Origin of the sequence: Falsirhodobacter deserti (assembly GCF_004015795.1) — a bacterium.
Lineage (GTDB): Bacteria > Pseudomonadota > Alphaproteobacteria > Rhodobacterales > Rhodobacteraceae > Falsirhodobacter > Falsirhodobacter deserti.
In genome coordinates this window covers 2,042,824-2,066,035 of the sequence record NZ_ML137218.1, presented here as the reverse complement: position 1 = coordinate 2,066,035, position 23,212 = coordinate 2,042,824, and the positions used below count along the sequence as shown (strand labels likewise).

Annotated in this window: 22 protein-coding genes; 7 read left to right on the top strand and 15 right to left on the bottom strand. The window is 65.8% G+C overall.

What is annotated here, in order from left to right; translation table 11 throughout:
• Positions 1-24: 24 nt before the first annotated feature.
• Positions 25-765 carry an SDR family oxidoreductase gene (locus JX25_RS10485; protein WP_128254934.1) on the bottom strand — a complete coding sequence of 247 codons (741 nt, stop codon included), beginning with the start codon at positions 763-765 and terminating at the stop codon, positions 25-27.
• Positions 766-848: 83 nt separating this feature from the next.
• On the opposite strand from JX25_RS10485, the gene JX25_RS10480 reads away from it, so the two are divergent.
• Genes JX25_RS10480 through JX25_RS10465 form a run of 4 tightly spaced genes read left to right on the top strand, consistent with a single transcriptional unit; the run spans position 849 to position 5,561 of the window.
• Positions 849-2,288 (top strand): DUF2125 domain-containing protein, encoded by a 1,440-nt coding sequence (locus JX25_RS10480; protein ID WP_128254933.1) that lies wholly within the window; start codon positions 849-851, stop codon positions 2,286-2,288.
• A gap of 51 nt (positions 2,289-2,339) precedes the next feature.
• Positions 2,340-3,683, top strand: coding sequence for a TldD/PmbA family protein (locus JX25_RS10475; RefSeq protein ID WP_128254932.1), 1,344 nt, complete (start codon positions 2,340-2,342; stop codon positions 3,681-3,683).
• A complete protein-coding gene (locus JX25_RS15140) occupies positions 3,670-4,437 on the top strand; it encodes a 3'(2'),5'-bisphosphate nucleotidase CysQ (RefSeq protein ID WP_128254931.1) in 768 nt (255 codons plus the stop codon). Before JX25_RS10475 ends, JX25_RS15140 begins: the two co-directional genes overlap by 14 nt.
• Positions 4,434-5,561: a TIGR03862 family flavoprotein gene (locus tag JX25_RS10465; protein WP_277750079.1), complete on the top strand. Its 1,128-nt coding sequence runs from the start codon at positions 4,434-4,436 to the stop codon at positions 5,559-5,561. Before JX25_RS15140 ends, JX25_RS10465 begins: the two co-directional genes overlap by 4 nt.
• Here JX25_RS10465 and JX25_RS10460 read toward each other — a convergent pair.
• From JX25_RS10460 to leuS, 4 genes are read right to left on the bottom strand one after another with little or no spacing between them, the layout of a single operon-like run.
• Complete coding sequence (locus JX25_RS10460) at positions 5,545-6,246, bottom strand: hypothetical protein (protein WP_128254929.1); 702 nt, start codon at positions 6,244-6,246, stop codon at positions 5,545-5,547. The genes JX25_RS10465 and JX25_RS10460 overlap by 17 nt on opposite strands.
• A 58-nt stretch (positions 6,247-6,304) precedes the next feature.
• Positions 6,305-7,324 (bottom strand): DNA polymerase III subunit delta, encoded by a 1,020-nt coding sequence (gene holA, locus JX25_RS10455; protein WP_128254928.1) that lies wholly within the window; start codon positions 7,322-7,324, stop codon positions 6,305-6,307.
• Positions 7,321-7,806, bottom strand: coding sequence for an LPS assembly lipoprotein LptE (gene lptE, locus JX25_RS10450; RefSeq protein WP_128254927.1), 486 nt, complete (start codon positions 7,804-7,806; stop codon positions 7,321-7,323). The genes holA and lptE overlap by 4 nt, the downstream gene beginning before the upstream one ends.
• Positions 7,793-10,324, bottom strand: a complete 2,532-nt coding sequence (leuS, locus tag JX25_RS10445; protein WP_128254926.1) for a leucine--tRNA ligase — start codon at positions 10,322-10,324, stop codon at positions 7,793-7,795. Before leuS ends, lptE begins: the two co-directional genes overlap by 14 nt.
• Before the next feature lie 165 nt (positions 10,325-10,489).
• Between leuS and JX25_RS10440 the strand changes: the two genes are divergently transcribed.
• A complete protein-coding gene (locus JX25_RS10440) occupies positions 10,490-11,515 on the top strand; it encodes an LLM class flavin-dependent oxidoreductase (protein WP_128254925.1) in 1,026 nt (341 codons plus the stop codon).
• Here the strand turns inward: JX25_RS10440 and JX25_RS10435 are convergent.
• Genes JX25_RS10435 through hspQ form a run of 3 tightly spaced genes read right to left on the bottom strand, consistent with a single transcriptional unit; the run spans position 11,512 to position 12,934 of the window.
• Complete coding sequence (locus JX25_RS10435; RefSeq protein ID WP_128254924.1) at positions 11,512-12,159, bottom strand: pseudouridine synthase; 648 nt, start codon at positions 12,157-12,159, stop codon at positions 11,512-11,514. The genes JX25_RS10440 and JX25_RS10435 overlap by 4 nt on opposite strands.
• Positions 12,156-12,608: a GAF domain-containing protein gene (locus tag JX25_RS10430; protein WP_128254923.1), complete on the bottom strand. Its 453-nt coding sequence runs from the start codon at positions 12,606-12,608 to the stop codon at positions 12,156-12,158. Before JX25_RS10430 ends, JX25_RS10435 begins: the two co-directional genes overlap by 4 nt.
• Positions 12,608-12,934: a heat shock protein HspQ gene (hspQ, locus tag JX25_RS10425; RefSeq protein ID WP_128255252.1), complete on the bottom strand. Its 327-nt coding sequence runs from the start codon at positions 12,932-12,934 to the stop codon at positions 12,608-12,610. The genes JX25_RS10430 and hspQ overlap by 1 nt, the downstream gene beginning before the upstream one ends.
• Before the next feature lie 164 nt (positions 12,935-13,098).
• Here hspQ and JX25_RS10420 point away from each other — a divergent pair, with 164 nt between their 5' ends.
• A complete protein-coding gene (locus JX25_RS10420; RefSeq protein ID WP_128254922.1) occupies positions 13,099-13,680 on the top strand; it encodes a transglycosylase SLT domain-containing protein in 582 nt (193 codons plus the stop codon).
• On the opposite strand, the gene JX25_RS10415 is transcribed toward JX25_RS10420, so the two are convergent.
• The 4 genes from JX25_RS10415 to JX25_RS10400 all read right to left on the bottom strand — a co-directional run bounded on the left by JX25_RS10415 (position 13,677) and on the right by JX25_RS10400 (position 20,113).
• Positions 13,677-14,282, bottom strand: coding sequence for a LolA family protein (locus JX25_RS10415; RefSeq protein ID WP_128254921.1), 606 nt, complete (start codon positions 14,280-14,282; stop codon positions 13,677-13,679). The genes JX25_RS10420 and JX25_RS10415 overlap by 4 nt on opposite strands.
• Positions 14,283-14,409: 127 nt before the next feature.
• Positions 14,410-17,484 (bottom strand): DNA translocase FtsK, encoded by a 3,075-nt coding sequence (locus tag JX25_RS10410; RefSeq protein ID WP_128254920.1) that lies wholly within the window; start codon positions 17,482-17,484, stop codon positions 14,410-14,412.
• A 2-nt stretch (positions 17,485-17,486) separates the two neighbouring features.
• A complete protein-coding gene (locus JX25_RS10405; protein WP_128254919.1) occupies positions 17,487-18,671 on the bottom strand; it encodes an aminotransferase class I/II-fold pyridoxal phosphate-dependent enzyme in 1,185 nt (394 codons plus the stop codon).
• A 110-nt stretch (positions 18,672-18,781) separates the two neighbouring features.
• A complete protein-coding gene (locus tag JX25_RS10400) occupies positions 18,782-20,113 on the bottom strand; it encodes an amidase (RefSeq protein ID WP_128254918.1) in 1,332 nt (443 codons plus the stop codon).
• A gap of 66 nt (positions 20,114-20,179) precedes the next feature.
• Between JX25_RS10400 and JX25_RS10395 the strand changes: the two genes are divergently transcribed.
• Positions 20,180-21,394, top strand: coding sequence for a UbiH/UbiF/VisC/COQ6 family ubiquinone biosynthesis hydroxylase (locus tag JX25_RS10395; protein ID WP_128254917.1), 1,215 nt, complete (start codon positions 20,180-20,182; stop codon positions 21,392-21,394).
• A 2-nt stretch (positions 21,395-21,396) separates the two neighbouring features.
• On the opposite strand, the gene JX25_RS10390 is transcribed toward JX25_RS10395, so the two are convergent.
• From JX25_RS10390 to trxA, 3 genes are read right to left on the bottom strand one after another with little or no spacing between them, the layout of a single operon-like run.
• Positions 21,397-21,576, bottom strand: a complete 180-nt coding sequence (locus JX25_RS10390) for a Trm112 family protein (RefSeq protein ID WP_128254916.1) — start codon at positions 21,574-21,576, stop codon at positions 21,397-21,399.
• On the bottom strand, positions 21,573-22,211 hold the full coding sequence (locus tag JX25_RS10385) for an LON peptidase substrate-binding domain-containing protein (protein ID WP_128254915.1): 639 nt from the start codon (positions 22,209-22,211) through the stop codon (positions 21,573-21,575). The genes JX25_RS10390 and JX25_RS10385 overlap by 4 nt, the downstream gene beginning before the upstream one ends.
• Before the next feature lie 39 nt (positions 22,212-22,250).
• Positions 22,251-23,153: a thioredoxin gene (gene trxA, locus JX25_RS10380; protein ID WP_128254914.1), complete on the bottom strand. Its 903-nt coding sequence runs from the start codon at positions 23,151-23,153 to the stop codon at positions 22,251-22,253.
• Positions 23,154-23,212: the final 59 nt, after the last annotated feature.

The window sequence follows — 23,212 nt, the reverse complement described above, 5'->3', positions numbered from 1 at the left end:
GAAGGGGGCCGGAAGGCCCCCTTTTCATATCAGGCCGACGGCGCGGCGGATGTCTTCGCTGCGCAGGGAAACCTCTTCGCCCAGATAATCGTCGCCATCCGGTCCGCACATCCAAAGCAGCGCCCGCGCCGGCCAGTCCGCCGGAATGTGGTCTGCGAAATCCAGCTGGCTGACGGCATTGATCCCGCTGTTCTTGATGCGCCGCTGCATGTCGGTGGCCACGGTCCCGGGGGACAATCCCATCACGCGCAAGCCATTCATCGCCTCTTCCAGATGGGCCGAGCGGGTGAGCATCGCCGCGCCCGCCTTCGCCGCGCAATACGCGCTCCACCCGTCATAGGGTTTGTGCGCCGCGCCGGAACTGACGGTGATGATCGTGCCGCCGCCCTGTGCCCGCATCACCGGTACCGCCGCGCGCATCCCGTGGAAAACCCCCTTCAGGTTCACATCGATCGCGCTGCCCCATGCAACCGGATCGGCCGTGGCCAGATCGCCGATGGGATCGATCACGCCTGCATTGTTGATCAGCACATCAAGTTTGCCATGCGCAGCGGCGATGCTGGCAACGGCCATCTCCACCTCGGGCCATCTTGCCACGTCGCAGCGGAAGGTGGTGGCACCCTGCGGTGCCTGTCGGCGCATCTTGTCCTCGTCCCGCCCCAGCATGACGACCTTTGCGCCTGCCTTGGCAAAGACATGCGCGGCTTCCCGCCCAATGCCGCGCCCCGCGCCCGTTATCGCGACAACCTTACCGTTCATCGGCATCCGAACCCTCCTGCCCAGCCCTTGACCCGCAGGTCGTGCCGGTCGATCCTCAGGCGAACCGATTTGCAGCGGAAGGTCAACGCATGAAACCCATCTACCTGACGGCCACGTGCCTGGCCGCGCTTGTTCTTGCCACGGGAGCGCAGGCGGATGTCACGCCCGAACAGGTCTGGGCCGACTGGCAGGCCGAGGCGGACCGATGGGAGCAGACCCTGACCGCCGACAGCAGCGGGCGCGAAGGCGACAGCCTTGTGCTGCGCGGCCTTCGCACGGTGCAGAATCAGGATGGAACGCGCGTGGAAGGCACGATCGACCGGATCGCGCTGCGCGATATGGGCGACGGCCGGGTGGAGATCACCGGATCCGCCGATTATCCGATGACGGTCACCACCAGCGGGACCGAGGAGTCCGACCCGATGACCATGTCCGTGCTGATGACGCAGCAGGACATGCGGACCGTCGCCTCGGGCGATCCGGGGGCCGTCCGCTATGACATGACCGCCCCGCGCATCCTGATTAAGATCAACGAGGTGACTGAGGCCGACGGCACCGTCGTGCCGTTCGAAGCCACGGTAACCGCCAATTACGTGACAGCGAACTGGGTCGGCGGAGCCAGGACCGGCAGCGGCAAAGCCTCCACCGTGGATCTGACGATGGACGGCGAAAGCGAGGGTGTGCGCCAAAGCCTTGATTACGAGATGACGGACGTCTCCATCAGCGCCGCAGGTGATAGCGACCGGATGGTTGGCCCGGCCGGGCAGTTTATCGGGCAGTCAGCCTTCGCCTATGCCGCCTCCACCTTCCGAGCGGATCTGGTGCAGGAGGGTCGCACCCTCAACGTGGCGGGGGAAAGCGGCGCGGGCACGATGAACGTGGTATCCACCGAAACCAGCATGGACTGGGAAAGCACGGTGGAGGACGCGGTGCTGCACCTGACCGGCGACGCGGTGCCCGGCCCGATCGAGCTGCAGATGGAAAGCGCCACGTCGCTTTTCACCCTGCCGCTTTCCGAAGGGGAGGAGCGTCAGAAGATGCGGATGAGCGTATCGCTGACCGACGTCGTCGCCTCCGAAACGACGTGGAGCCTGTTCGATCCGCGCAAGGCGCTGCCGCGCGATCCCGCGAACCTGACGATGGAGATGTCCGGTGAAGGGGTGTTTTCGGAAGATCCCGCACTAGCCGGTCCGCTGTCCTTGGTGCTGGAAAAGCTGCACCTGCAACTGGCCGGGGCCGAACTTTCCGGCAAGGGCGAGGCAAAGCTGGAAAGCGCCCCCGCCAACCCCGATGGCACGCCCGCTGCCCCCACGGTGCGTGACGGCACCCTGAACCTGACGCTGAAAGGCGGGCAGGGGCTGATCGATGCCGGGGTGAAGGCAGGCCTTGTTCCCGAAGCGCAGGCTCTGGGCGCGCGGATGATGCTGGGCATGTTCGCCCGCCCCGTTGAAGGGCAGAAGGACACCGTCACCTCCACCATCCGGATGCAGGACGGGCAGCTGACGGTGAACGGGCAGCGCCTGCAATAGCTTGCTCGTCTCGGGCCGAAGCATTACCTCCACCTGATAAAGGAGGCCCTGATGTCCGAGATGCTGGAAACGCTTACCACGCGGCTGCTGGAGGCGGCCCGCAAGGCCGGGGCGCCCGCCGCCGACGCCGTCGCCATCGACCAGAGCGCGACCGGAATCGACATCCGGTCCGGCGCGCTGGAGCAGGCCGAACGGGCCGAAGGAATAGAAGTTGGCCTGCGCGTGCTGATCGGCGGGCGGCAGGCCTGCGTTTCCGTGTCCGACATGTCGGCGCAAAGCTTTGCCATGGCCGCCGAACGCGCCGTTGCCATGGCGCGCGAGGCGCCGGAAGACCCGTTCGCAGGCCTTGCCGATCCGGACCAGCTGGCGCGAAGCTGGGATCTGGCGGCGCTGGAAATGGCCGACAGCAGTGCCGAACCTTCGCCGGCGGAACTGGAAGCCGATGCCCGCGCCGCCGAGGCGGGGGCACTGGCCTTGTCCGGCATCGTTCAGGTGGAGGCCTCCGCCTCCTACAGCCACCGCGCCGTGCATCTGGCGGCGACCAACGGCTTTTCGGGCGGCTACATGCGCACCTCGCGCTCCGTTTCGGCCGTGGCGTTCACCGGCGAGGGGACTGGGATGGAGCGGGACTGGGCCGCGGAATCCCGCATTTTCCAGGCCGACCTTCCCGATCCGTCGGGTGTGGGCGCGCTGGCTGGCGAGCGGGCCTTGCTGCGCATGGGCGCACGCCGCCCCCGCACCGGCGCGTTCCCCGTGCTGTTCGATGAACGCATCGCCTCCAGCCTGATCGGTCATCTGCTGCAGGCCGTGAACGGCGCGGCGGTGGCACGCGGGTCCGGCTGGCTGCGCGACCGTTTGGGCGAACAGGTGCTGCCCGCCGGCCTTTCGATCATCGAGGATCAGACACGCCCCCGCGCCACATCCTCGCGTCCCTTTGATGCCGAAGGCCTTGCTTCGCGCCGTCGGGACATCGTGCGGGATGGCGTGCTGACGGGCTGGACGTTGGATCTGGCCACGGGGCGCAAGCTGGGGATGGACAGCACGGCCTCCGCCTCGCGCGGGCCGATGTCGCCGCCCAGCCCCGCCACATCCAACGTGGATCTGACCCCCGGCAGCCACAGCAAGGCGGACCTGATCGCCCAGATGGGCACGGGGCTTCTGGTCACCTCGCTGATCGGCGCGTCGATCAACAGCACCACGGGGGATTATTCGCGCGGTGCGTCGGGCTTCTGGGTGGAGAACGGCCAGATCGCCTATCCCGTGAACGAGCTGACGATCGCCGGCAACCTGCGCGACATGCTGATGCGGATCACGCCTGCGAACGATGCGCGGCCGCATCTCTCCACCCGCGTTCCCAGCCTGCTGGTGGAGGGGCTGACGCTTGCCGGATCTTGACCTGCTGATCGAGGCTGCGCGCGAGGGCGGCTCCATCGCGCTGCGCTATTGGAAGCGCGATCCTCGGGTGTGGGAAAAGCCGGGTGATCTTGGCCCCGTGACCGAGGCCGACCTTGCCGTAAACGATGCGCTGGAACAGAAGTTGCGGCAGGCGCGGCCCGATTACGGCTGGCTGTCCGAAGAAAGCGCCGATGACGCCGCCCGCCTGACGGCAGAGCGGGTGTTCATCGTCGATCCCATCGACGGCACCCGCGCCTTCATGGCGGGGGAAGACACGTTCGCCATCTCTCTTGCCGTGGCAGAGCGGGGGGCGGTCGTGGCCGCTGCCGTTTACCTTCCCGCGCTGGACCGTCTTTATGCCGCCGATGGCGTGGCCGCGCTGCGCGACGGAAAACGGATCCGCGCCAGCACCCGCAAGGGGATCGAAGGGGCGTCACTTCTGACCACGCGCCCCAACCTGATGCCCGAACACTGGCCGGGCGGGGTGCCGCAACTGCGGCGCAGCTTCCGGTCCTCCATCGCGTTCCGCATGTGCCTTGTGGCCGAGGGGCGCCATGACGGCATGCTGTCGCTGCGGGACAGCTTCGAATGGGACATCGCGGCAGGCGACCTGATCGCGCGGCGGGCCGGGGCCAGCGTCAGCGACCGGCGGGGGGCGGGGCTGGTCTTCAACCAGCCGCGCCCGCTGGCAGCAGGCGTGCTTGCGGCAGCCCCCGGCTTGCACGACGCCCTGCTGCGGCGGCTTTCCCCGTGACGGATGCGCTGGTGATCGGGGCCGGCCCTGCAGGGCTGATGGCGGCCGAGGAGATGGCCCGTGGCGGGATGCGCGTGCTGGTGGCCGACCAGAAACCGTCTGTTGCGCGGAAGTTCCTGATGGCGGGCAAATCGGGCCTGAACCTGACCAAGAACGAACCGCAGGAGGACTTTCTTGCCCGCTTTCCCGCCTTTCTTCATCCGATGCTTCGCGAATTCGGCCCGCAACAGGTGATGGACTGGACGCGCGGGCTTGGGCAGGAGGTGTTCACCGGATCCTCGGGGCGTGTGTTTCCCGTTGTGATGAAAGGCTCTCCCTTGCTGCGGGCATGGCTTGCCCGGCTGGACGGGATGGGCGTTGCGATCCGCACCCGGTGGCGCTGGACCGGTGACGGATTTGACACGCCCGAAGGCCCGCAAAGGATCGATGCCGGGGTCCGCGTGCTGGCGATGGGCGGGGCAAGCTGGTCGCGCCTTGGCAGCGACGGGGCATGGGCCGGCCATCTGGACGTGCCGCTGGCCCCGTTCCAGCCTGCGAACATGGGCTTCGTCGTGCAATGGTCTTCCCACATGTCGCGGCATTTCGGCCAGCCCATCAAGGGTGCGGTGCTGAGCGCTGGGCAGCAGAGGGAGCGGGCGGAATTCGTCATATCCGCTCGCGGGGTGGAGGGGGGCGGCATCTATGCCGTCAGCCGCGCCCTGCGGGAAGGTGCGCCATTGATGCTAGACCTGTTGCCGGACCGGGACGAGGGGTGGATCGCGGATCGCCTTGCCCGCCGCGACAGCATCGCCAACCGGCTGCGCAAGCTGGGCCTTTCATCCGCCGCCATTGCCCTGGTGCAAGAGGTGGGGCGGCCGCTGCCGGACGGACCGGCGCTGGCGCGGCTGCTGAAGGCGCTGCCCGTGCCGCTCGCCGGCCCGCGCCCGCTGGATGAGGCGATTTCCACCGCGGGCGGCATCCGAGCCGAGGCGCTGACGCGTGATCTGGAGCTTCGATCCATGCCCGGCACCTTCGCCTGCGGCGAGATGCTGGACTGGGAGGCGCCGACGGGCGGCTACCTTTTGACCGGATGCATGGCGACCGGCCGCTGGGCCGGCCGCGCGGCCCTTAAAGGCCGGGGATGATGTTCAGCACGCCGCGCCGCCCGAAGGTCGCGCCCTGTTCGCGCCCGAAGGTCATGGTGGCGTTCAGGCCGAAATAGGTTTCCCGCCCCCAGGCTTCGTCAGTATCGGCATCGAAGCGGCCGATCTCGGCCCCGAGCGAAACGTTCGGCTGCACTGCGTAATCGGCCTTCAGCGCCACGCGCGACATGTCCAGATGATCGATGTCGGCACGGTCATAGGACAGGCCCAACCCGAAAGCCGGCGTCATCGCATAACGGCCCGCAACACCGGCCAGCATGCCGTCATTGTCGAAGTTCTCGCCATGGCCCAGATACAGCTCGACATCGAACAACTGGGTCTTCTGGCCAACCTCGAAGCCGAAGAAGTCCTTGTTGTCGCCCGCGATCCGTTCGACGCCATAGAACAGGCCCAGATCGGCGACGCCGTCATGCCAGATGCCGTGCAGCGTCAGGTCATGCTCTGTTTCGCCCAACTCGAAGAACTTGGAAACGCCAAGATCGGTCTGCACGCTGAAGCCGGGGGCGATGCCGAACTGAAGCTGCCCCGTCAGGCCTGCACGGGACAGATCGTTGTCGTTGTTGAACACGGAATAGCCAAGGGTGACGCTGCCGCCTTCGAACTCCAGTGCAAGGGCGGGGGTGGCGGCGGCCAGCGCCAGTGCGCCGGCGGTTGCAAGGATTTTCATGTCACTGCTCCGATCATTCTTCTTTTGCGGGCAGTATATGCCAAGGCGAGGTGTTCTTCTACCGCCGCATCATTGCAAGGCGGATCATCGCCCGTTCCATCACCGCCATCTGCGGTGCCCGCGTGGCCGACCGAAGGGTCAGGTCGGTTTCCACCAGCAGGCCCAGTGCCTGTTCCAGCCGGTGCATCCCCCAACCCTGCGCCTGCCGCAGCATCCGGTCGCGTCGCGGGCCGAAAACCGGCGGACGCATCCGGGCGATGCCTTCGGCTGCACCGCCCGGATGGCTGGCAGCGGCGTGAAGCGTGCGGAAATGGCGCAGGGCGGCGATGCAAAGGGCGACGGGCTGCACACCCTGGCCTTCCAGCCGCCGCATCAGCGGGGCGATCTGGTCGGCCCGATGTTCGGCTGCGGCATGCAGCACCTCGTCCACCTCGGCCTCGACGGTGGTGGGGGCCATCGCAGCCACATCGGCAGAGCTCAGGGGCGTTGCATCGCCATGCTTGTAAAGCGAGATCTTCTCTACCGTCTGGCGGAAATCGCCCGGATCAAGTGCCCGGGCCAGCGCCGTCAGGTCCGTCATGGCAGAAGGGTCGATGGCGTACAGGCCGGCGCGGCGCAACGTATCCTCTATCTCCTCGCGGCTGGGGGGATCGTCGTAAAGGCCGATGCACACGGCATGGGGTGCAGGTTCGAACACCTTCCGAAGGGCGGATTTCGCGGTCAGGCTGCCAGCCGTCACCACGATCTGTGCATCCCCCGCCTTCCAGTCCTTCAGCGCGGCGGCGATCACCGGTGCATGGGCATCGCCCGCATCCTCCACAAACGCCACGCGAGGGCCGGGAAAGAACCCCTGCGCCTTTATCGCGTCCATCAGCATTGCGGGATCGCGGCGCAGATCGGCCGCGGCCATGCGGGTCAGGCGCATCTCGGCCTCCCCCTCGGGGCCGATAAGGGCGGCGATCACCTCTTGCCGCCGCAGGGCCACGCGCATCGTGTCCGCACCGAAGATCAGCAGCCCGGCCTTCGCCGCATCGGGCTTGGCGAAAAACCGCGCCGCTTCCGCCCCTTTCAGGATCATTGCACCCAGAGACCCGCGCTGGCCGTAAGCCGCGTCACGATCTGGTCGGCAAGGATACGCATCAGGCGGTAATGGGCGTCCTTCTGTGCGGCAAGTCCCGCCACGGTTGATCCCGTTGCGGAATAGGAGGTGAAGTTCGTCACGGATCCGCCCGTCAGCCGGTCACCGCTGGCGCGGTCGATCACGCCCCATTCCACCGTGCCGGTGATGTTATAGCGGGTGGTGATGTTGTTGCGCTGTTCGCCCACGCCCACCGTGTCGGTGCTGATCGCATAGGTCAGATCGTAGCGGGCGGCTTCCGGCTTGCCGAGGCGTTCTTCCATCCGTTCCACGAAATCGAAGCCGTCCTTGTCGGTCGGTTCGGCAAGGCGAAAGGCGCCCTGCAGCCCCTCGGCAGGGCCACCGGGGGCATAGGCAGGGGTGAAGCCGCACCCGGCCAGCCCCAGCAGCAAAAGAAACGACCGACGGTCAGGCAACGACATTGACGATCCGCCCCGGCACAACGATCAGCTTCTTGGGGGCATTGCCCTCAAGGAAGCGGATCACGGTTTCATCTGCAAGCACCAGCGCCTCGATCTGGTCCTTCGGCATGTCCTTGGGCACCGTCACCTCGGCCCGGCGCTTGCCGTTGATCTGGATGGGCAGCGTCACGCTGTCATCGACCAGCAGCGCCTCGTCTGCCTTGGGCCATGCGGCCTGCGCCACCAGGCCCGTTCCGCCCAGCATGTGCCAGACCTCCTCGGCCAGGTGGGGCACCAGCGGCGACAGCAATTGCGCCATCACCTTCATCGCATCCCGCTTGGCATCGCCGCCCGCCTTCGATTTCGACAGCGTGTTGGCGAATTCGTACAGCTTGGCGACCGACTTGTTGAAGGCAAAGCCCTCGATCCCCTGCGTCACATCGACGATGGCGCGGGCGCTGGCGCGGGCCAGCGCGTCATCCTCGGCATTTGCCGCCGTATCGTCGCGCGTGATTTCGTCGGCGATGCGCCAGACACGGGCGAGGAACTTCGCGGCGGCTTCCGCGCCAGAGGCAGTCCATTCCACGTCGCGTTCGGGCGGGCTGTCCGACATCACGAACCAGCGTGCGGTATCCGCGCCGAACGCTTCGATGATGTTCATCGGATCGACGACGTTCTTCTTGGATTTCGACATCTTGGCCGAGGGGATCACCTCCACCGGGACACCGCCGTCGCGGGTGCGGCCGTCCACCACGTCTTCGGGCAGGTGATAAACGGGGCGGCCCTGCGCGTCGCGCGTCAGATAGATTTCGTGCGTGACCATGCCTTGTGTGAACAGGGCGTTGAACGGTTCCTGCGCCGCGGCCGGAAGATGGCCGGTGCGGTGCATCGCGCGGCAGAAGAAGCGCGAATACAGAAGGTGCAGGATCGCGTGTTCGATCCCACCGATATACTGGTCCACGTTCATCCAGTAGTTCGTCTCGTCCGTCGTCGGCGTATCGGCACGCGGCGCGGTGAAGCGCGCGAAATACCACGAGCTGTCTACGAAGGTGTCCATCGTGTCCGTTTCGCGCTTGGCCGGTGCGCCGCAAGACGGGCAGGCGGTGTCGCGCCAGGTCGGGTGACGGTCCAGCGGGTTGCCGGGCTGATCGAAGGTCACATCATCGGGCAGACGGACGGGCAGGTTTTCCTTCTTTTCGGGCACCACGCCGCAGGACGGGCAGTGCACGACCGGGATCGGACACCCCCAATACCGCTGGCGCGACAGGCCCCAGTCGCGCAGGCGATAGTTGGTGACGCCCTTGCCGATGCCCTTTTCCTCGCAGAAAGCGATGGCGGCGGCGACGGCGGCCTCGCCGGTCTGCTGCTCCTCTCCGGCGATGGGGCGCAGATAGCGGACCTTTTCCGATTTCAGAGGCACATAGGCGCCCGGCGGGATGCCTTCTTCCAGCGGCAGGAAAACAGGCTCGATCGGCAGGCTGTATTTCTGCGCGAAGTCGAAATCGCGCTGGTCATGGGCGGGGCAGCCGAAGATCGCGCCGGTGCCGTAATCCATCAGGATGAAGTTCGCGATAAAGACCGGAAGCTCCCACGAGGGATCCAGCGGGTGCTTCACGCGGATGCCCGTGTCGATGCCGCGCTTTTCCGCGGTTTCCAGCGCCTCTGCGGTGGTGCCCAGCTTGCGGCACTCGGCCGTGAATTCAGCGATGCGCGGATCGGACTCCAGTTGCTTTGCCAGCGGGTGATCGGCGCTGATCGCGGCAAAGCTTGCCCCGCGCAGGGTGTCGGGGCGGGTGGTGTAAACCTCCAGCCTTTCAAACCCTTCGGGCGCGCCGACGGTGTCGAAAGCAAATTGCAGACCGCGCGACTGGCCGATCCAGTTGGCCTGCATCAGGCGCACCTTTTCTGGCCAGTTGTCCAGCCCGTCCAGCGCCTGAAGCAGATCTTCGGCAAAATCGCTGATGCGGAAGAACCACTGCGTCAGTTCCTTGCGTTCCACGACTGCGCCCGACCGCCAGCCCTTGCCGTCGATCACCTGTTCGTTCGCCAGAACGGTCATGTCGACCGGGTCCCAGTTCACCTGCGCGGATTTGCGGTAAACCAGCCCCTCGTTCAGCATATCAAGGAACATCGCCTGCTGCTGGCCGTAATACTCCGGATCGCAGGTCGCGAATTCACGGGTCCAGTCGATGGACAGGCCCAGCGGCTTCATCTGGTCCTTCATCACGGCGATGTTGCCATAGGTCCAGTCCTTGGGATGACCGCCCTTTTCCATAGCCGCGTTTTCCGCCGGCATCCCGAAGGCGTCCCAGCCCATCGGGTGCAGCACGGAAAACCCGCAGGAGGCTTTGTAGCGTGCCACCACGTCGCCCATGGTATAGTTGCGCACGTGCCCCATGTGGATGCGCCCCGAGGGATAGGGGAACATCTCCAGCACGTAATACTTGGGCTTGGACTCGTCCCGCTTGGCAAGGAAAACCTCGGCCTTGTCCCATTCTGCTTGCCACTTGGGTTCGGACTGGGCGGGGGTATAGGACATGCGCGGGCCTTCGTTTCAGGTTACGCCACAGGCTTACAACGAAGGGTGCGAGGCGTCCAGCGTGGGCAGCCAAACCTGCTGTGGCGCACAGAACCGCCTTCATCCGCGCATATTGTGCGCACCAGGCGCGGTCATTAGCTTCGGGGCAACAGAAGGACATCAGCCATGACATTGGAAATGGGCCTCGACACGTTCGGGGATATGACGAACGACGCCAGCGGCGCACCGAAAAGCCACGCGCAGGTGGTGCGCGATGTGGTCGATCAGGGCGTGCTGGCGGATGAGGTCGGGATCGACTTCATCGGCATCGGCGAACACCACCGCGAGGATTACGCCATTTCCGCCCCCGAGGTGGTGCTGGCAGGCATCGCCGCGCGCACACAGCGCATCCGGCTGGGATCTGCGGTGACGGTGCTGTCCTCGGATGATCCGATCCGCGTGTTCCAGCGCTTTTCCACGGTTGATGCCATCTCGAACGGACGGGCAGAAGTGATCCTTGGCCGCGGGTCTTTCACCGAAAGCTTCCCGCTTTTCGGATACGACCTTTCCGATTACGAGCGGCTGTTCACCGAAAAGCTGGACCTGTTCACCAAGCTGTCGCGCGAAAAGGCGGTCACGTGGAAAGGATCGATCCATCCGGGCCTGAAGGCGCAGCGGGTGTTTCCGCCGATGGAAGGCGGCACGCTGAAGACATGGATCGGCGTGGGTGGCAGCCCTGAATCGGTGATCCGCGCGGCCAGCTATGGCCTGCCGCTGATGCTGGCGATCATCGGCGGCTCTCCGGCCCGTTTCCGGCCCTTTGTGGACCTTTACCATCAGGCCCTGGAGCAGATGGAGACGCCGGTCCTGCCGGTCGGCGTCCATTCGCCCGGCCACGTGGCCGAAACGGACGAGGTGGCGCGGGACCAGTTCTTCGCAGGCTACAGCATCATGCACAGCCTGGTCGGCAAGTCGCGCGGCTGGGGCCCGCTGCGCCGTGCCGATTTCGACCGCGAGGTGGATCGCGGCTCCATGTATGTCGGCAGCCCGGAAACGGTCGCGAAGAAGATCGCATCCACCGTCCGCGCGCTGGACCTGTCGCGCTTCGATCTGAAATATTCTGGCGGTCCGGTACCGCACGAACAGTCGATGAACTCCATCCGCCTTTACGGCGAGAAGGTGATCCCGCTGGTGCGCGACATGCTGGCCTAGAACGGAACGGGCGCGGCGAAGGTCATGCTGCGCCCCGTATCCGGATGCCGGATGCGCAGCGTTTCGGCGTGCAGCATCAGGCGGGGGTGGTCCTTGGCCGCCCCCGACGCATAAAGCGGATCGCCCAGGATCGCGTGGCCGGTTTCCATCATGTGAACGCGAAGCTGATGGCTGCGGCCCGTAACGGGCATCAGATGCACGCGCGTCGCATTGCCCTCGTATGCGATCACCTGCCAGTCGGTTTGCGCGGGCTTGCCGGTTTCATGGTTCACATGCTGGCGGGGGCGGTTGGGCCAGTCCACGATCAGCGGCAGGTCCACTCGGCCAGCCTCCGGTTCCAGCCGCCCGTCCAGAAGTGCCTGATAAACCTTCTTCGTCAGCCGCTTTTCGAATTGCTGGCTGATTTCGCCCTGCGCCGGCTTGTCCCGTGCAAAGATCATTACCCCCGAGGTGTCCAGATCCAGCCGGTGGATCAGCAGGATGTCGGGAAATTCCACCCTCAGCCGGGCGATCAGGCAATCCGACCGGTCATCCCCGCGCCCCGGCACCGACAAAAGCCCCGAGGGTTTGTCGGCCACAACGATCCGCGCATCGGCATGGATCACCCGCAGCGGCACGTCGGGCGGGGAATATACGAAGCTCACTCCGCATCCTTGAAGATGCGGGACATGATCGCGGCCAACGCCTCGGCATCCGCTTCAGTGAAGGCGGCCTCCGTGTTGCTGTCCAGATCCAGAACGCCCAGCAACCGCCCCGCGCCGTTCCAGACGGGCAGCACCAGTTCCGACCGCGTCGATGACGCGCAGGCGATATGGCCGGGGAAAAGCTCCACGTCCGGCACGATCTGTGCCTGCCCAGTGCGGGCCGCCGCGCCACACACGCCGCGGCTGAACGGGATGACAAGGCAGCCATGGCCCCCCTGATAAGGGCCGATCTTCAACAGCTCTGGCGCAACCACCCGGTAAAAGCCCGTCCAGTCGGACAGGGGGTGCGCGTGGTGCAATTCACATGCAACCGTCGCCATCAGCGCCACGGCATCCGTTTCGCCGTGGCACAGCGCGTCGAGCGTTCTGGAAAGCGCGTTGTAATCCATCAGTTCAAATGCACCTGAAGAGGGTAATAACCATCTTCGAAGTCGCCGAACAGATCGGCAAGGTCGGGATGGTCCACCGGCTCGCCGGTGTCATCGGGCACAAGGTTGCCTTCGGAAACATAGGCGACGTAGAAGCTCTGCTCGTTTTCGGCCAGCAGGTGGTAAAAGGGCTGGTCCTTGTCGGGGCGGCTTTCTTCGGGAATGGAATCGTACCATTCCTGCGTGTTGGCGAAGATCGCGTCCACGTCGAAGACGACACCCCGGAACGGATGCTTCCGGTGGCGGAGAACCTGTCCCAGGTGATACTTGGCTTCGGACTTGACGATCATGATCCTTCCTTTCGGCTGCGGGGCATAGCCCCACCGCATTGCCGAGTCCACCGGCAGCACGGGCGGGGACCCGCCATTCGCCCGTTTTCTTCGCGTGCGGCCATTTTCACATGCAGTTTTTAACCCTACACTAGCGCAAAATGAAAAACGACGAGGGGCGAATGGGCAGGTTTCTCCCGGCGGCGATTCTCTTGCTGGTGCTCATGTCATGTGGGCGCAGCGACTTCTCCGCACCGCGCGATCTTGATGACGCGTGCAGCATCATCGACCAGCGTCCCGCCTATTGGCGGGCCATGAAGGCGACCGAAAAGCGCTGGGGCATTCCGGTGCAGGTCCAGATGGCAACGATCCATCAGGAATCGAAGTTCATCGGCAATGCCCGCACGCCGCACCAGTATCTTCTGGGCATCATCCCCATGGGGCGCCAAAGCTCTGCCTATGGCTACAGCCAGGCGCTGGACGGCACGTGGGAGGAATACCGCGAGGAAACCGGCAAGCGCCGCGCCCGCCGCGACCGGATCGAGGATGCGACAGATTTCATGGGCTGGTACATGAACAAGACCAGCACCCAGCTTGGCGTGTCGCCCTATGACGCGGCCAACCAGTATCTTGCCTATCACGAAGGGCGGGCCGGTTTCGCCCGCCGCAGTTACACCCAGAAACCGTGGCTGATGGCGGTGTCCAACCGCGTCGCACAGCGCGCTTCGCGGTATCAGGCGCAACTGGCGGTCTGCCGGGGTTAGTTCCCCCGGCGCTGAACCTCGAACGGAATGGAGAAGAGCGAGGAGCGCAAGCTCACGCCTTTCTCCAGCTCCCCCAGAATCACCGTTGTCTTGGCGCCGGCGTCGTCGGTGATGATCCACTGGCGCAGCTCGGTCGGGTTGGCGGTGAACACCATGGCGATCGTGCCGTATTCGGGGTGCTGCGGGTCCTGTGCCACGACGCGGGTGGTGTTCTCCACCTCCTGATGGCCGACAACCATGCGCGCGCGGCTCAGATCCACGTTGGCGGCAAGGATGATCGACAGCGGTGTGCGCGACAGCGGATACTGTTCGGGCGGCTGGTTCGACTTGGCATCGAACACGGCAACCTGACCACCGCCTGCCATGACGACCGAGTTGTCTGGCTGCGAATACTGGAACCGTGCCCGACCGGGGCGCTGGATCATCAGCTGTCCGGTTGAAACGGAACCATCGGGGTTCACCTGCGTGAAATCCGATTGCGCGGTCGTCAAAGAGTTCAGGTAGCGCGAAATCTCGGACAACGGGATCTTCTCGGCCGCTGCGGGCAGGGCCAGAAGGGTGAGGGCGACGGCCGAAGCCATGAATGTGCGAAGCGATTTCATGGATCTTAATCTAGGGTGGTGCCGATCACCGTTCCAGTGCCATGTGTTCACCGTTGCGCCATCGCGCCTGCGCATGAAAAAGGGGCGCTGTTGCGCCCCCTGTTCTGCTTGCCTTGCAATGTCCCGATCATTGTTCGGGCAGCAGGATCTCCCGCTTGCCGACATGGTTTGCGGCGGTGACGACGCCCTGATCTTCCATCTGTTCCACCAGCTTGGCCGCCTTGTTATAGCCGACCCCCAGCTTGCGCTGGATATAGGAGGTGGAGCATTTGCGATCCTTGGCGACCACGGCCACGGCCTGATCGTAAAGCGAATCCTCGCCATCGGTATTGCCGCCAAGGCCAAGCACGGCGTCGATATCGTCGGCGCGGTCATCCTCGGGGCCTTCCACGACGCCCGACATGTATTGCGGCGGGCCGAAGGATTTGAGGTGGTTGACGATCTCCTCGACTTCCTCGTCGGAAACGAAGGGCCCGTGCACGCGGGTGATCTTGGACCCGCCAGCCATGTAAAGCATGTCGCCCATGCCCAGCAGCTGTTCGGCCCCCTGTTCGCCAAGAATGGTGCGGCTGTCGATCTTGGAGGTGACCGAGAAGGAGATCCGCGTGGGGAAGTTGGCCTTGATCGTGCCCGTGATGACATCGACCGAGGGGCGCTGCGTGGCCATGATCAGGTGGATGCCCGAGGCGCGGGCCATCTGGGCCAGCCGCTGGATGCAGGCCTCGATCTCTTTTCCTGCAACCATCATCAGGTCGGCCATCTCGTCCACGATCACCACGATGAAGGGGATCGTGACGGGCTGGAACTCTTCGGTTTCGAACACGGGCTCGCCCGTATCCTCGTCAAAGCCGGTCTGGATGGTGCGCTTGAACATCTCGCCCTTGTCCAGCGCCTCGCGCACCCGGCCGTTATAGCCTTCGATGTTCCGCACGCCCATCTTGGACATCTTGCGGTAACGTTCCTCCATCTCGCCCACGACCCATTTCAGGGCGACCACGGCCTTTTTGGGGTCCGTGACCACGGGCGACAGAAGGTGCGGGATGCCGTCATAGACCGAAAGCTCCAGCATCTTCGGGTCGATCATGATCAGGCGGCATTCCTCGGGCGTCAGCTTGTAAAGCAGCGACAGGATCATGGTGTTGATCGCCACCGACTTGCCCGATCCGGTGGTCCCGGCGATCAGAAGGTGGGGCATCTTGGCAAGGTTGGCCACGACCGGATCGCCGCCGATATCCTTGCCCAGCGCCAGCGGCAGGCGGTGCCCGCCATCGGCGAAATCGCGGCTTGCAAGGATCTCGCGCAGGATGACCTTTTCCCGGTTGGAGTTGGGAAGTTCGATCCCGATCACCGTGCGGCCCGGAACGGTGGACACCCGCGCCGAAAGCGCCGACATCGACCGTGCGATATCGTCGGCAAGCCCGATCACGCGGCTGGCCTTCAGGCCCGGCGCAGGTTCCAGTTCATACATGGTGACAACGGGGCCGGGGCGGACGCTGACGATTTCACCCTTCACGCCGTAATCATCCAGCACCGATTCCAGTTGCCGCGCATTCTCCTCCAGCACCTCGACCGAGAGCTGGTTGCGCTGGATCGTTTCGGGGCTGGCCAGAAGCGACAAGGGCGGCAGTTCGTATTCCACCACGTCGTCAAAGCGGATCGGCGCCCGTTCGGGGCGGGGTGCGGCCTTCGGCGCGGGCATGGAAACACGTGCCGACGGGGCAGGGGAGGGGGCCTGCGCGATGGGTGCGGCGTCCAGCTGCTCCTCGGGCCAGTCATCCTCCTCGCCGGCATAGGCGACGGTATCGATCTGGTCGGCCCAGAAGGCATCCTCGTCCTGGGCGTGATCCGCTTCTTCCGCCCATTGGTATTCCTGAACGCGCTGGGCGGCGGTGGTCACGGGTTCGTCCAGTGCCGGGCCAAGGCGCGGAATTGCGCCCGGTGCCTTCACCGGTGGTTCGGGTGGCAGATCGATCGTGCCACGGGCGCGGCGCGCATCCGCAACCAGCGGCTGCGGCGACTTGCGGCGGCCTGCAAGCGGCGGCTCGCGCCGCTGAACGGCAGCGGTCACGGGGGAAACGGGGGCGGTGGTCTGATGGGCGCGGGTGCGGATGACGTCGCTGATGCGGGCCTTGATCCGATCCTCGGGCTGGACATCCTCCTCCGGTTCGGGATGCGGGTCGGGATCGACGACGCGGCGCACCATCTGCGCACCGCGTGCCAGAAGCCCGCGCGGTTGCGGCGGTTCTTCCCGCAGTTCCACCCGCGGGGCACGGGGCTGGATGTTCAGCGCATCGGGGCGGCCCCAGGCGGCATCGTGGCGCTGGGCGGCCGCGCGCACGGCATCGCCTGCACGCATCGTCGGGGCGGGCAGTTCGATCTCTTCCTCGGCGCGGTGGGGGGCAAGGCGCGCGGCAAGCCCGCGCAGGGCCTCGCCGAAGCGGGCGCGCGGACGATCCTCCTCGATCACCTCGTCCTCCCACTTGGCCTGACGGGTGGTGGCGCGATCCCGCCGGCGTTCCTGCATGACAGCCGCCATCTGCGCCGCACCCGAGGCGGAACGCCCTGCCATGCCAAGGATGCTGGTATAGGTCAGGATCAGCCCGACCAGCAGGAAGCGCGCGATGCCGCGCACCTCGGCCATAGTGAAGCCGGTCACGAACAGCATCGCTGCCACCAGTGCAAAGCCGCCCAGAAGAGAAAGAAGCTTCAGCCCCGCGATGGTGGGCAGCGGCAGAAGGTTCAGCAGCGCGGCCAGCACCGTGTCACCGAACAGGCCACCAAGGCCGAAGGTTTCCTGCCATTCGGGTCCCGGCGCATGGGTCGCGGCAAAGACCGAGGCCGCCGCGACGCCAACGAGCGCGAACACGGCCCGGCCCACGGCCCGTTCCGATCCGCGATGGATCGCGAAACGTCCGCCCCAGGCGAACAACGTCACCGGAATGGCCCATGCGCCCTTACCGACGACGACGATCAGGGTGGAGGCGATGGCAGCGCCGAAGGATCCCAGCGTGTTCTGGATCGGCTGGTCGCTTTCGACCATCCATCCCTTGTCATGCGGGGAATAGCTGCCCAGCATCATGACGAACAGCAGGCCCAGCAGCACAAGGCCGACGCCAAGCAATTCGCGCCCGCGCTTTTGCAGCATTTCCTGCGTGGATTCGTCCAGAAGCGGGTCGCGCTGCCTGACGTGATAGGATGCCATCCTCAATCCCTCCCGTAGAGGCAGTCGCGAAGCGTTTCCAGCCCGCGCTGCGTGTCGTCATAAGGGGCGACAAGCGCCACCCGGATAAAGCCCGCACCGGGGTTCAGCCCGTCCACCTTGCGCGCAAGATACGCGCCGGGCAGGACGCGAAGGCCCGTTTCGGTCCAGAGTTTCAGGGCTGCCGCCTCGCCATCGGGAACAGGCAGCCACAAGAAGAACCCGCCCTCGGGCGTGCGATAGCCGGGCACATCCGCAAAGATGCGCTCGGCCAGGTTGAATTTCTGATGATACAGGGCGCGGGATGCTTCCACATGCGCCTCGTCGTTCCAGGCGGCGGTGGAAACGGCCTGCACGGGCAGGGGCAGCGGTGCGCCCGCAAAGGCGCGCAGCTTGCGGATATGGCGGATGCCTTCGGCCCCGCCTGCCACGAAGCCCGAACGCAGGCCCGGCAGGTTCGACCGCTTGGAAAGCGAGTGGAACACGAGAACCCGCTCGGGATCGGTGCCCTGATCCTTGGCCACCTCCATTGCGCCGGGGGGCGGGGCGGTGCGCCAGATCTCGGAATAACACTCGTCGGCGAATACGCGGAAATCGTGCTTTTCGGCCAGTGCCAGCAGATTGGCCAGATAGGCGCGCGAGGCGACCGCCCCCTGCGGATTCGCGGGAGAGCAGAGATAGGCCACTGTCACCCGGTCCAGCACCTCGGCGGGAAGGCCCGCATAATCGGGCAGGAAGCCGGTTTCGGCGGTGGCGGGCACATAAACAGGCTCGGCCCCCAAGGCCAGCGCGGCCATGGTATAGGCCTGATAGAACGGGTTCGGCATCAGGATGACGGGCCGCTTGCCGTTCTTGGTTTCGGGCGAAAGGGCCAGCGCGGCGTTGAACAGCCCCTCGCGCGTGCCATTCAGAACCATCAGGCGTTCGGGACCAAGATCCACATCATAGCGGCGTGCGATCCAGCCGCCGATCGCCTCCAGCAGGGCGGGGGTGCCGTCATTGGCCGGGTATTTGCCGAACCCGTCAAGATTCGCCGCCAGCACATCTGCCACGAAGGGCGGCATTGGGTGCTTGGGTTCGCCGATCGTCATGTGAATCACCTCGCCACCCGCCGGATGCGGGTCGAGAAGCGCGCGCAGACGCGGGAACGCATATTCTGGTAGGTTCGAAAACCTTTCGGGGAACTGCATCGACTGCCTCGTATCCGGGGTCTTTTGCCCCTTTTCCCGATAGGATAGCCTTTCGGGAAAGGCGGGTCCAGAATTTACCCCGCCTTTCGCGGGGTTGTGGCCGGTTTGTTTCACACAACGCCGAGGGCGCGTTCGGCGGCGGTGCCAAGGCGCAGCAACCGCTCCTCCTGCAGGGGCGGGCACATCAGCATCAGCCCGCAGGACGGGGTGCCGGTGGGCAGCGTCAGGGCGCAAAGGCCCAGCATGTTCGCGATCCGGGTGTTGCGCAAAGCCAGAAGGTTTTCCGTTGCGTAATAGGCATCGTCCTGCATCAGCCGCGCGGCGTCGGGTGGAAGTATGGCAGCCGTCGGCAGCACCACCGCGTCAAAGCCCGCCGTCAGGGCCAGCCATTCCGCGCGGATCTGTCCAAGACGGCGAAGATAGGCGATGTAATCTGCCGCACCCACATCGCGGCCGGCTTCGAATCGCTGGCGGATCGGGGGGAACATCCGGCTGCCGGCCTCGGTGATCGGGTCGCGCCAGATGGCATAGGCTTCGGCCGTCAGAAGCATGCCGGAAAAGGCCAGCATCTCGTGCAGGGGATCAAAGGCCAGCCGCGCAAGCTGCGCGCCGGTCATCGCCAGCCGGTCAAGCGCTGACTGGAAGGCCTGCGCCGGTTCCTCGCGCAGGTCCTCCGTGGCGACGGTGTCCAGCACGGCGATGCGCGCGCCCGCCAGATCGCTGCCCGACAGGTCCACCGCCCGCCGCCCTTCCAGTGCCGCCAGCAGCAGGGCGCAATCTTCGGTGCTGCGCGCAATGGGGCCGATGGTGTCGAGGGATTCGCACAAGGGAACGGTGCCCGCGTTCGGCAGCCTTCCATGCGTGGTCTTCAGCCCGACCAGATCGTTCCAAGCCGCCGGCACCCTGACCGAGCCGCCTGTGTCGCTGCCGATCGCCGCCGGGGCCAGCCCGAACGCGACCGAGGCCGCCGCCCCCGAAGATGACCCCCCCGCCACCGCCTGCGGATCGTGGATGTTCGGCGCGGTCGCCGTGACAGGGTTGAGGCCGAGGCCGGAGAATGCCAGCTCGCTCATATGCGTTTTGCCAAGACAGATCAGCCCGCCTGCCGTGGCATTGGCCAGAACCGCCGCATCGGTATCGGGAACGCGTCCGGCCAGCAGGGCCGAGCCGGCCTCGGTCGCGGTGCCTGCAGTGTCGAACAGGTCCTTCCAGCTGATCGGAACGCCATCAAGCGGGCCACGCCGCCGTCCGTCCTTGGCGCGGGTGGCGGCGGCCAGCGCCTCGTCGCGTGCGCGTTCGGGCGTCAGTCGGGCGAAGATGCGGGGGGCAAGTTCATGCGAGGCGGCGGCGTCAAGGAACGCTTCGGTCAGATCCACGGGGTTCAGGCGCCCCGACTGCATGTCGCGGCCCAGATCCGCTGCCGTGCGTTTGCCCCATTCCATCCCGTTCCACCCCGCTGATGCCTGCGCAGGATGGACAATCGGACGCGTCCATCGCTAAATCAAGCCATGAGCGGCAAAAGCGACATCCTCATCATCGGTGGCGGGCTGAATGGCCTGCCGCTTGCGCTGGCACTGGCACAAGGGGGGCTGGACGTCACCGTGGTGGATGCCCGCCCTGCCCCCGCACGGGGGGAAGCAGGGTTTGACGGGCGCGCCTATTCTCTGGCCGCCGCGTCCTGCCGGTTGCTGCGCGCGGTCGGGGTCTGGGATGCCGTTGCCGATCAGGTGCAGCCGATCCTGCGCATCCGCACGGCGGGGGGCAGGCCGGATCTGGGCGCCTCGCCATTCGTTCTGACATTCGACGGGGCCGAGATCGAGGATGGGCCCATGGGCACCATGCTGGAGGATCGTTTTCTTTACGCCGCCCTGCTGAAGGCGATCAGCGCGCAGCCGCGCATCCGTCTTTTGTCGGGCGAACAGGTGGTGGATCAGGGCGAAGGCTGGGCGCTGACAGCTTCGGGCCTGCGGCTTGAGGCGCGGCTTGTTGTGGGGTGCGACGGTCGCGGCAGCAGCACGGCCCAACGCGCCGGCATCGGGCGGATCGGCTGGGATTACGGGCAGACGGCGCTGGTCACGGCAGTCGAACATGAAAAGCCGCATGGCGGAACGGCCCACCAGCTTTTCCTGCCCACGGGGCCGCTGGCGATCCTGCCGCTGCCGGACAACCGGTCATCCATCGTGTGGAGCGAGCGGCGCAGCATTGCCGAAGCGGTGCGTGCGCTGCCGGCGGAGGAATACCTTGCCGCCCTGCGCCCGCGGTTCGGGGATTTTCTGGGTTCGCTGAAGCTGGCGGGAGCGCGGTTCAGCTATCCGCTGTCCCTCAGCCTTGCGCGCAGCTTCGTGGCGCCGCGCCTTGCCTTGGTGGGCGATGCCGCGCACGGGGTTCATCCGCTGGCCGGGCAGGGGCTGAACCTTGGATTGCGCGATGTGGCCGCACTGGCCGAAGTCGTGATCCGGGCCGCGCGGCGGGGCGAGGATATCGGCGCGCCGGATGTTCTGGCCCGCTATCAGGATTGGCGCGGGCCGGAAACGCGGACAATGGCATTGGGCATGGATGCGATGAACCGGCTCTTCTCGAACGAAAATCCGATCCTGCGGCTTGGTCGGGATCTGGGGCTGGGGGCGGTGAATGCGCTTCCGGGCCTGCGCCGCGGGTTCATTCGTCAGGCGGCCGGGCTGTCGGGGCACCTGCCCGCCCTGCTGCGGGGCGAGCGGCCTTGAGGTCAGTCCAGCTCCCGCGCTTCGCTGACCAGCATGATCGGGATGCCATCGCGGATCGGGAAGGCGACGCCTGCCGCCTTTGATGCCAATTCCTGCCGTTCGGCATCATAGCTCAGCACGGTCTGCGTCAGCGGGCAGACAAGCGCCTCCAGCATGCGGCGGTCGAAGGTGGTGGGGGTCATTGCAAGGTGTCTCCGTTCAGGCCGCCGCGAAGGGCGAATTCGATCAGCGTGACCAGTGTTTCGCGCCGCGTCACAAGCGAGGGCGCTTCCAGAAGGGCCTGCTTGTCCTCGGGCGGGAAGGGGCACAGCATGGAAAGGGAGTTGATCAGCAACTCCTCCTCGGCATCCTTCAGGCTGCCCCAGTCGGTCGAAAGCTCCATCGCCTCGAAATAGCGTGACAGCGTGGCCATGAAGGCCTTGCGGTCGAAGGCGGGATCGCCTTCGGCCCCGCCCAGATCGCGCGTGAAGCTGGACCAGTCCACCCGCCCCTTGCGATAGGGATGAAAGCCCTGCGTTTCCTCGGTCAGGCGGAAACGCGAGATGCCGGACAGGGTGATCATGTAGCGCCCGTCCTCGGTTTCCGAAAATCCGGTCAGGCGGCCCGCGCAGCCGATGCTGTGCAGCCTTTCACCGGCCGGTCCCTCGCGGGGCTGGATGATGCCGACCATGCGCTGCGGCGTTTTCATCATGTCGTCCAGCATCTGAAGATAGCGCGGTTCGTACACGTGCAGCGGCAGACGGGCACGCGGCAGAAGCAGCGCACCCGGCAGCGGGAAAAGGGGAAGCGTCTCGGGCAGGTCGGCAGCCTTGATCATGCTGGCGGACCTAGCCCGAGACGGGGGCAAAGAAAGACATCACGCAAAGATCATGGAGGAGAGCTTGCGCCGGCCTTTCAGAACGATCGGGTCCTGCGGCTTCAGGGCGTCGAAGATGGTGAAAAGCTGCGCGCGGGCGGCGCCGTCATTCCATTCGCGATCGCGGCGGAACAGGTCCAGAAGCTGGTCCACCGCCTCTTCGACCTTGCCCGAGGCATGAAGCGCCTGCGCCAGATCGAAACGGGCCTGATGGTTGTCGGGATCTGCATCCACGGCGGCGCGCAGGTCTGCCTCGGGGCCGGCATTTGCCGCCTGCCGCGCCAGTGCGATCTGGGCGCGTGCGGCCTCGATCTCTTTCGCGCCGGCGATCTTGCCGGGTGCGGCATCGGCCATGGCCTGCGCCTGATCCAGATCGCCGACAGCCAGCTGGCAGCGGATCAGGCCGGCATAGGCGGCGGCATTATCCGGCTCCTCGCCCAGAATGGCGGCGAAGGTTTCGGCGGCATCGGTGACCGCGCCTTCGGCCAGCATCTGCTCGGCCGCTTCCAGCGCCTCGCCCAAGCCGCCATCACCGGCCATCGCGGCCAGCTTGTCAACGAAGGCCTTGATCTCGGACTGCGGCAGCGCGCCCTGGAACGCATCGAGCGGCTGGCCCTGCCAGAAGGCGTAAACCGTGGGGATGGACTGGACGCGAAGCTGTGCCGCGATGCGCTGGTTCTGGTCCACGTCGACCTTCACCATCTTCACCTTGCCCTTGGCAGCGGTGACGGCAGCTTCCAGCGCGGGGCCAAGCGTCTTGCACGGGCCGCACCAGGGCGCCCAGAAATCCACGATCACCGGCACCTCGCGGCTGGCCTCGATCACGTCCTCCATGAAGGTCGCTTCCGAGCCGTCCTTGATCAGGTCGCCTTTGGGTGCTTGTGTTTCGCCAAGACCGAACATCTGTGCCTCCGTGATGCGTTGCGCCTTATATGCGCGTGATGGGCGCGAAGGCCAAGGGG

Coding starts and splice junctions, on each gene's coding strand:
- JX25_RS10485 (WP_128254934.1), bottom strand. CDS start 765: ATGCCGATGAACGGTAAGGTTGTCGCGATAACGGGCGCGGGGCGCGGC.
- JX25_RS10480 (WP_128254933.1), top strand. CDS start 849: ATGAAACCCATCTACCTGACGGCCACGTGCCTGGCCGCGCTTGTTCTT.
- JX25_RS10475 (WP_128254932.1), top strand. CDS start 2,340: ATGTCCGAGATGCTGGAAACGCTTACCACGCGGCTGCTGGAGGCGGCC.
- JX25_RS10460 (WP_128254929.1), bottom strand. CDS start 6,246: ATGAAAATCCTTGCAACCGCCGGCGCACTGGCGCTGGCCGCCGCCACC.
- holA (WP_128254928.1), bottom strand. CDS start 7,324: ATGATCCTGAAAGGGGCGGAAGCGGCGCGGTTTTTCGCCAAGCCCGAT.
- lptE (WP_128254927.1), bottom strand. CDS start 7,806: ATGTCGTTGCCTGACCGTCGGTCGTTTCTTTTGCTGCTGGGGCTGGCC.
- leuS (WP_128254926.1), bottom strand. CDS start 10,324: ATGTCCTATACCCCCGCCCAGTCCGAACCCAAGTGGCAAGCAGAATGG.
- JX25_RS10440 (WP_128254925.1), top strand. CDS start 10,490: ATGACATTGGAAATGGGCCTCGACACGTTCGGGGATATGACGAACGAC.
- JX25_RS10430 (WP_128254923.1), bottom strand. CDS start 12,608: ATGGATTACAACGCGCTTTCCAGAACGCTCGACGCGCTGTGCCACGGC.
- JX25_RS10420 (WP_128254922.1), top strand. CDS start 13,099: ATGGGCAGGTTTCTCCCGGCGGCGATTCTCTTGCTGGTGCTCATGTCA.
- JX25_RS10415 (WP_128254921.1), bottom strand. CDS start 14,282: ATGAAATCGCTTCGCACATTCATGGCTTCGGCCGTCGCCCTCACCCTT.
- JX25_RS10410 (WP_128254920.1), bottom strand. CDS start 17,484: ATGGCATCCTATCACGTCAGGCAGCGCGACCCGCTTCTGGACGAATCC.
- JX25_RS10405 (WP_128254919.1), bottom strand. CDS start 18,671: ATGCAGTTCCCCGAAAGGTTTTCGAACCTACCAGAATATGCGTTCCCG.
- JX25_RS10400 (WP_128254918.1), bottom strand. CDS start 20,113: ATGGAATGGGGCAAACGCACGGCAGCGGATCTGGGCCGCGACATGCAG.
- JX25_RS10395 (WP_128254917.1), top strand. CDS start 20,180: ATGAGCGGCAAAAGCGACATCCTCATCATCGGTGGCGGGCTGAATGGC.
- JX25_RS10390 (WP_128254916.1), bottom strand. CDS start 21,576: ATGACCCCCACCACCTTCGACCGCCGCATGCTGGAGGCGCTTGTCTGC.
- JX25_RS10385 (WP_128254915.1), bottom strand. CDS start 22,211: ATGATCAAGGCTGCCGACCTGCCCGAGACGCTTCCCCTTTTCCCGCTG.
- trxA (WP_128254914.1), bottom strand. CDS start 23,153: ATGTTCGGTCTTGGCGAAACACAAGCACCCAAAGGCGACCTGATCAAG.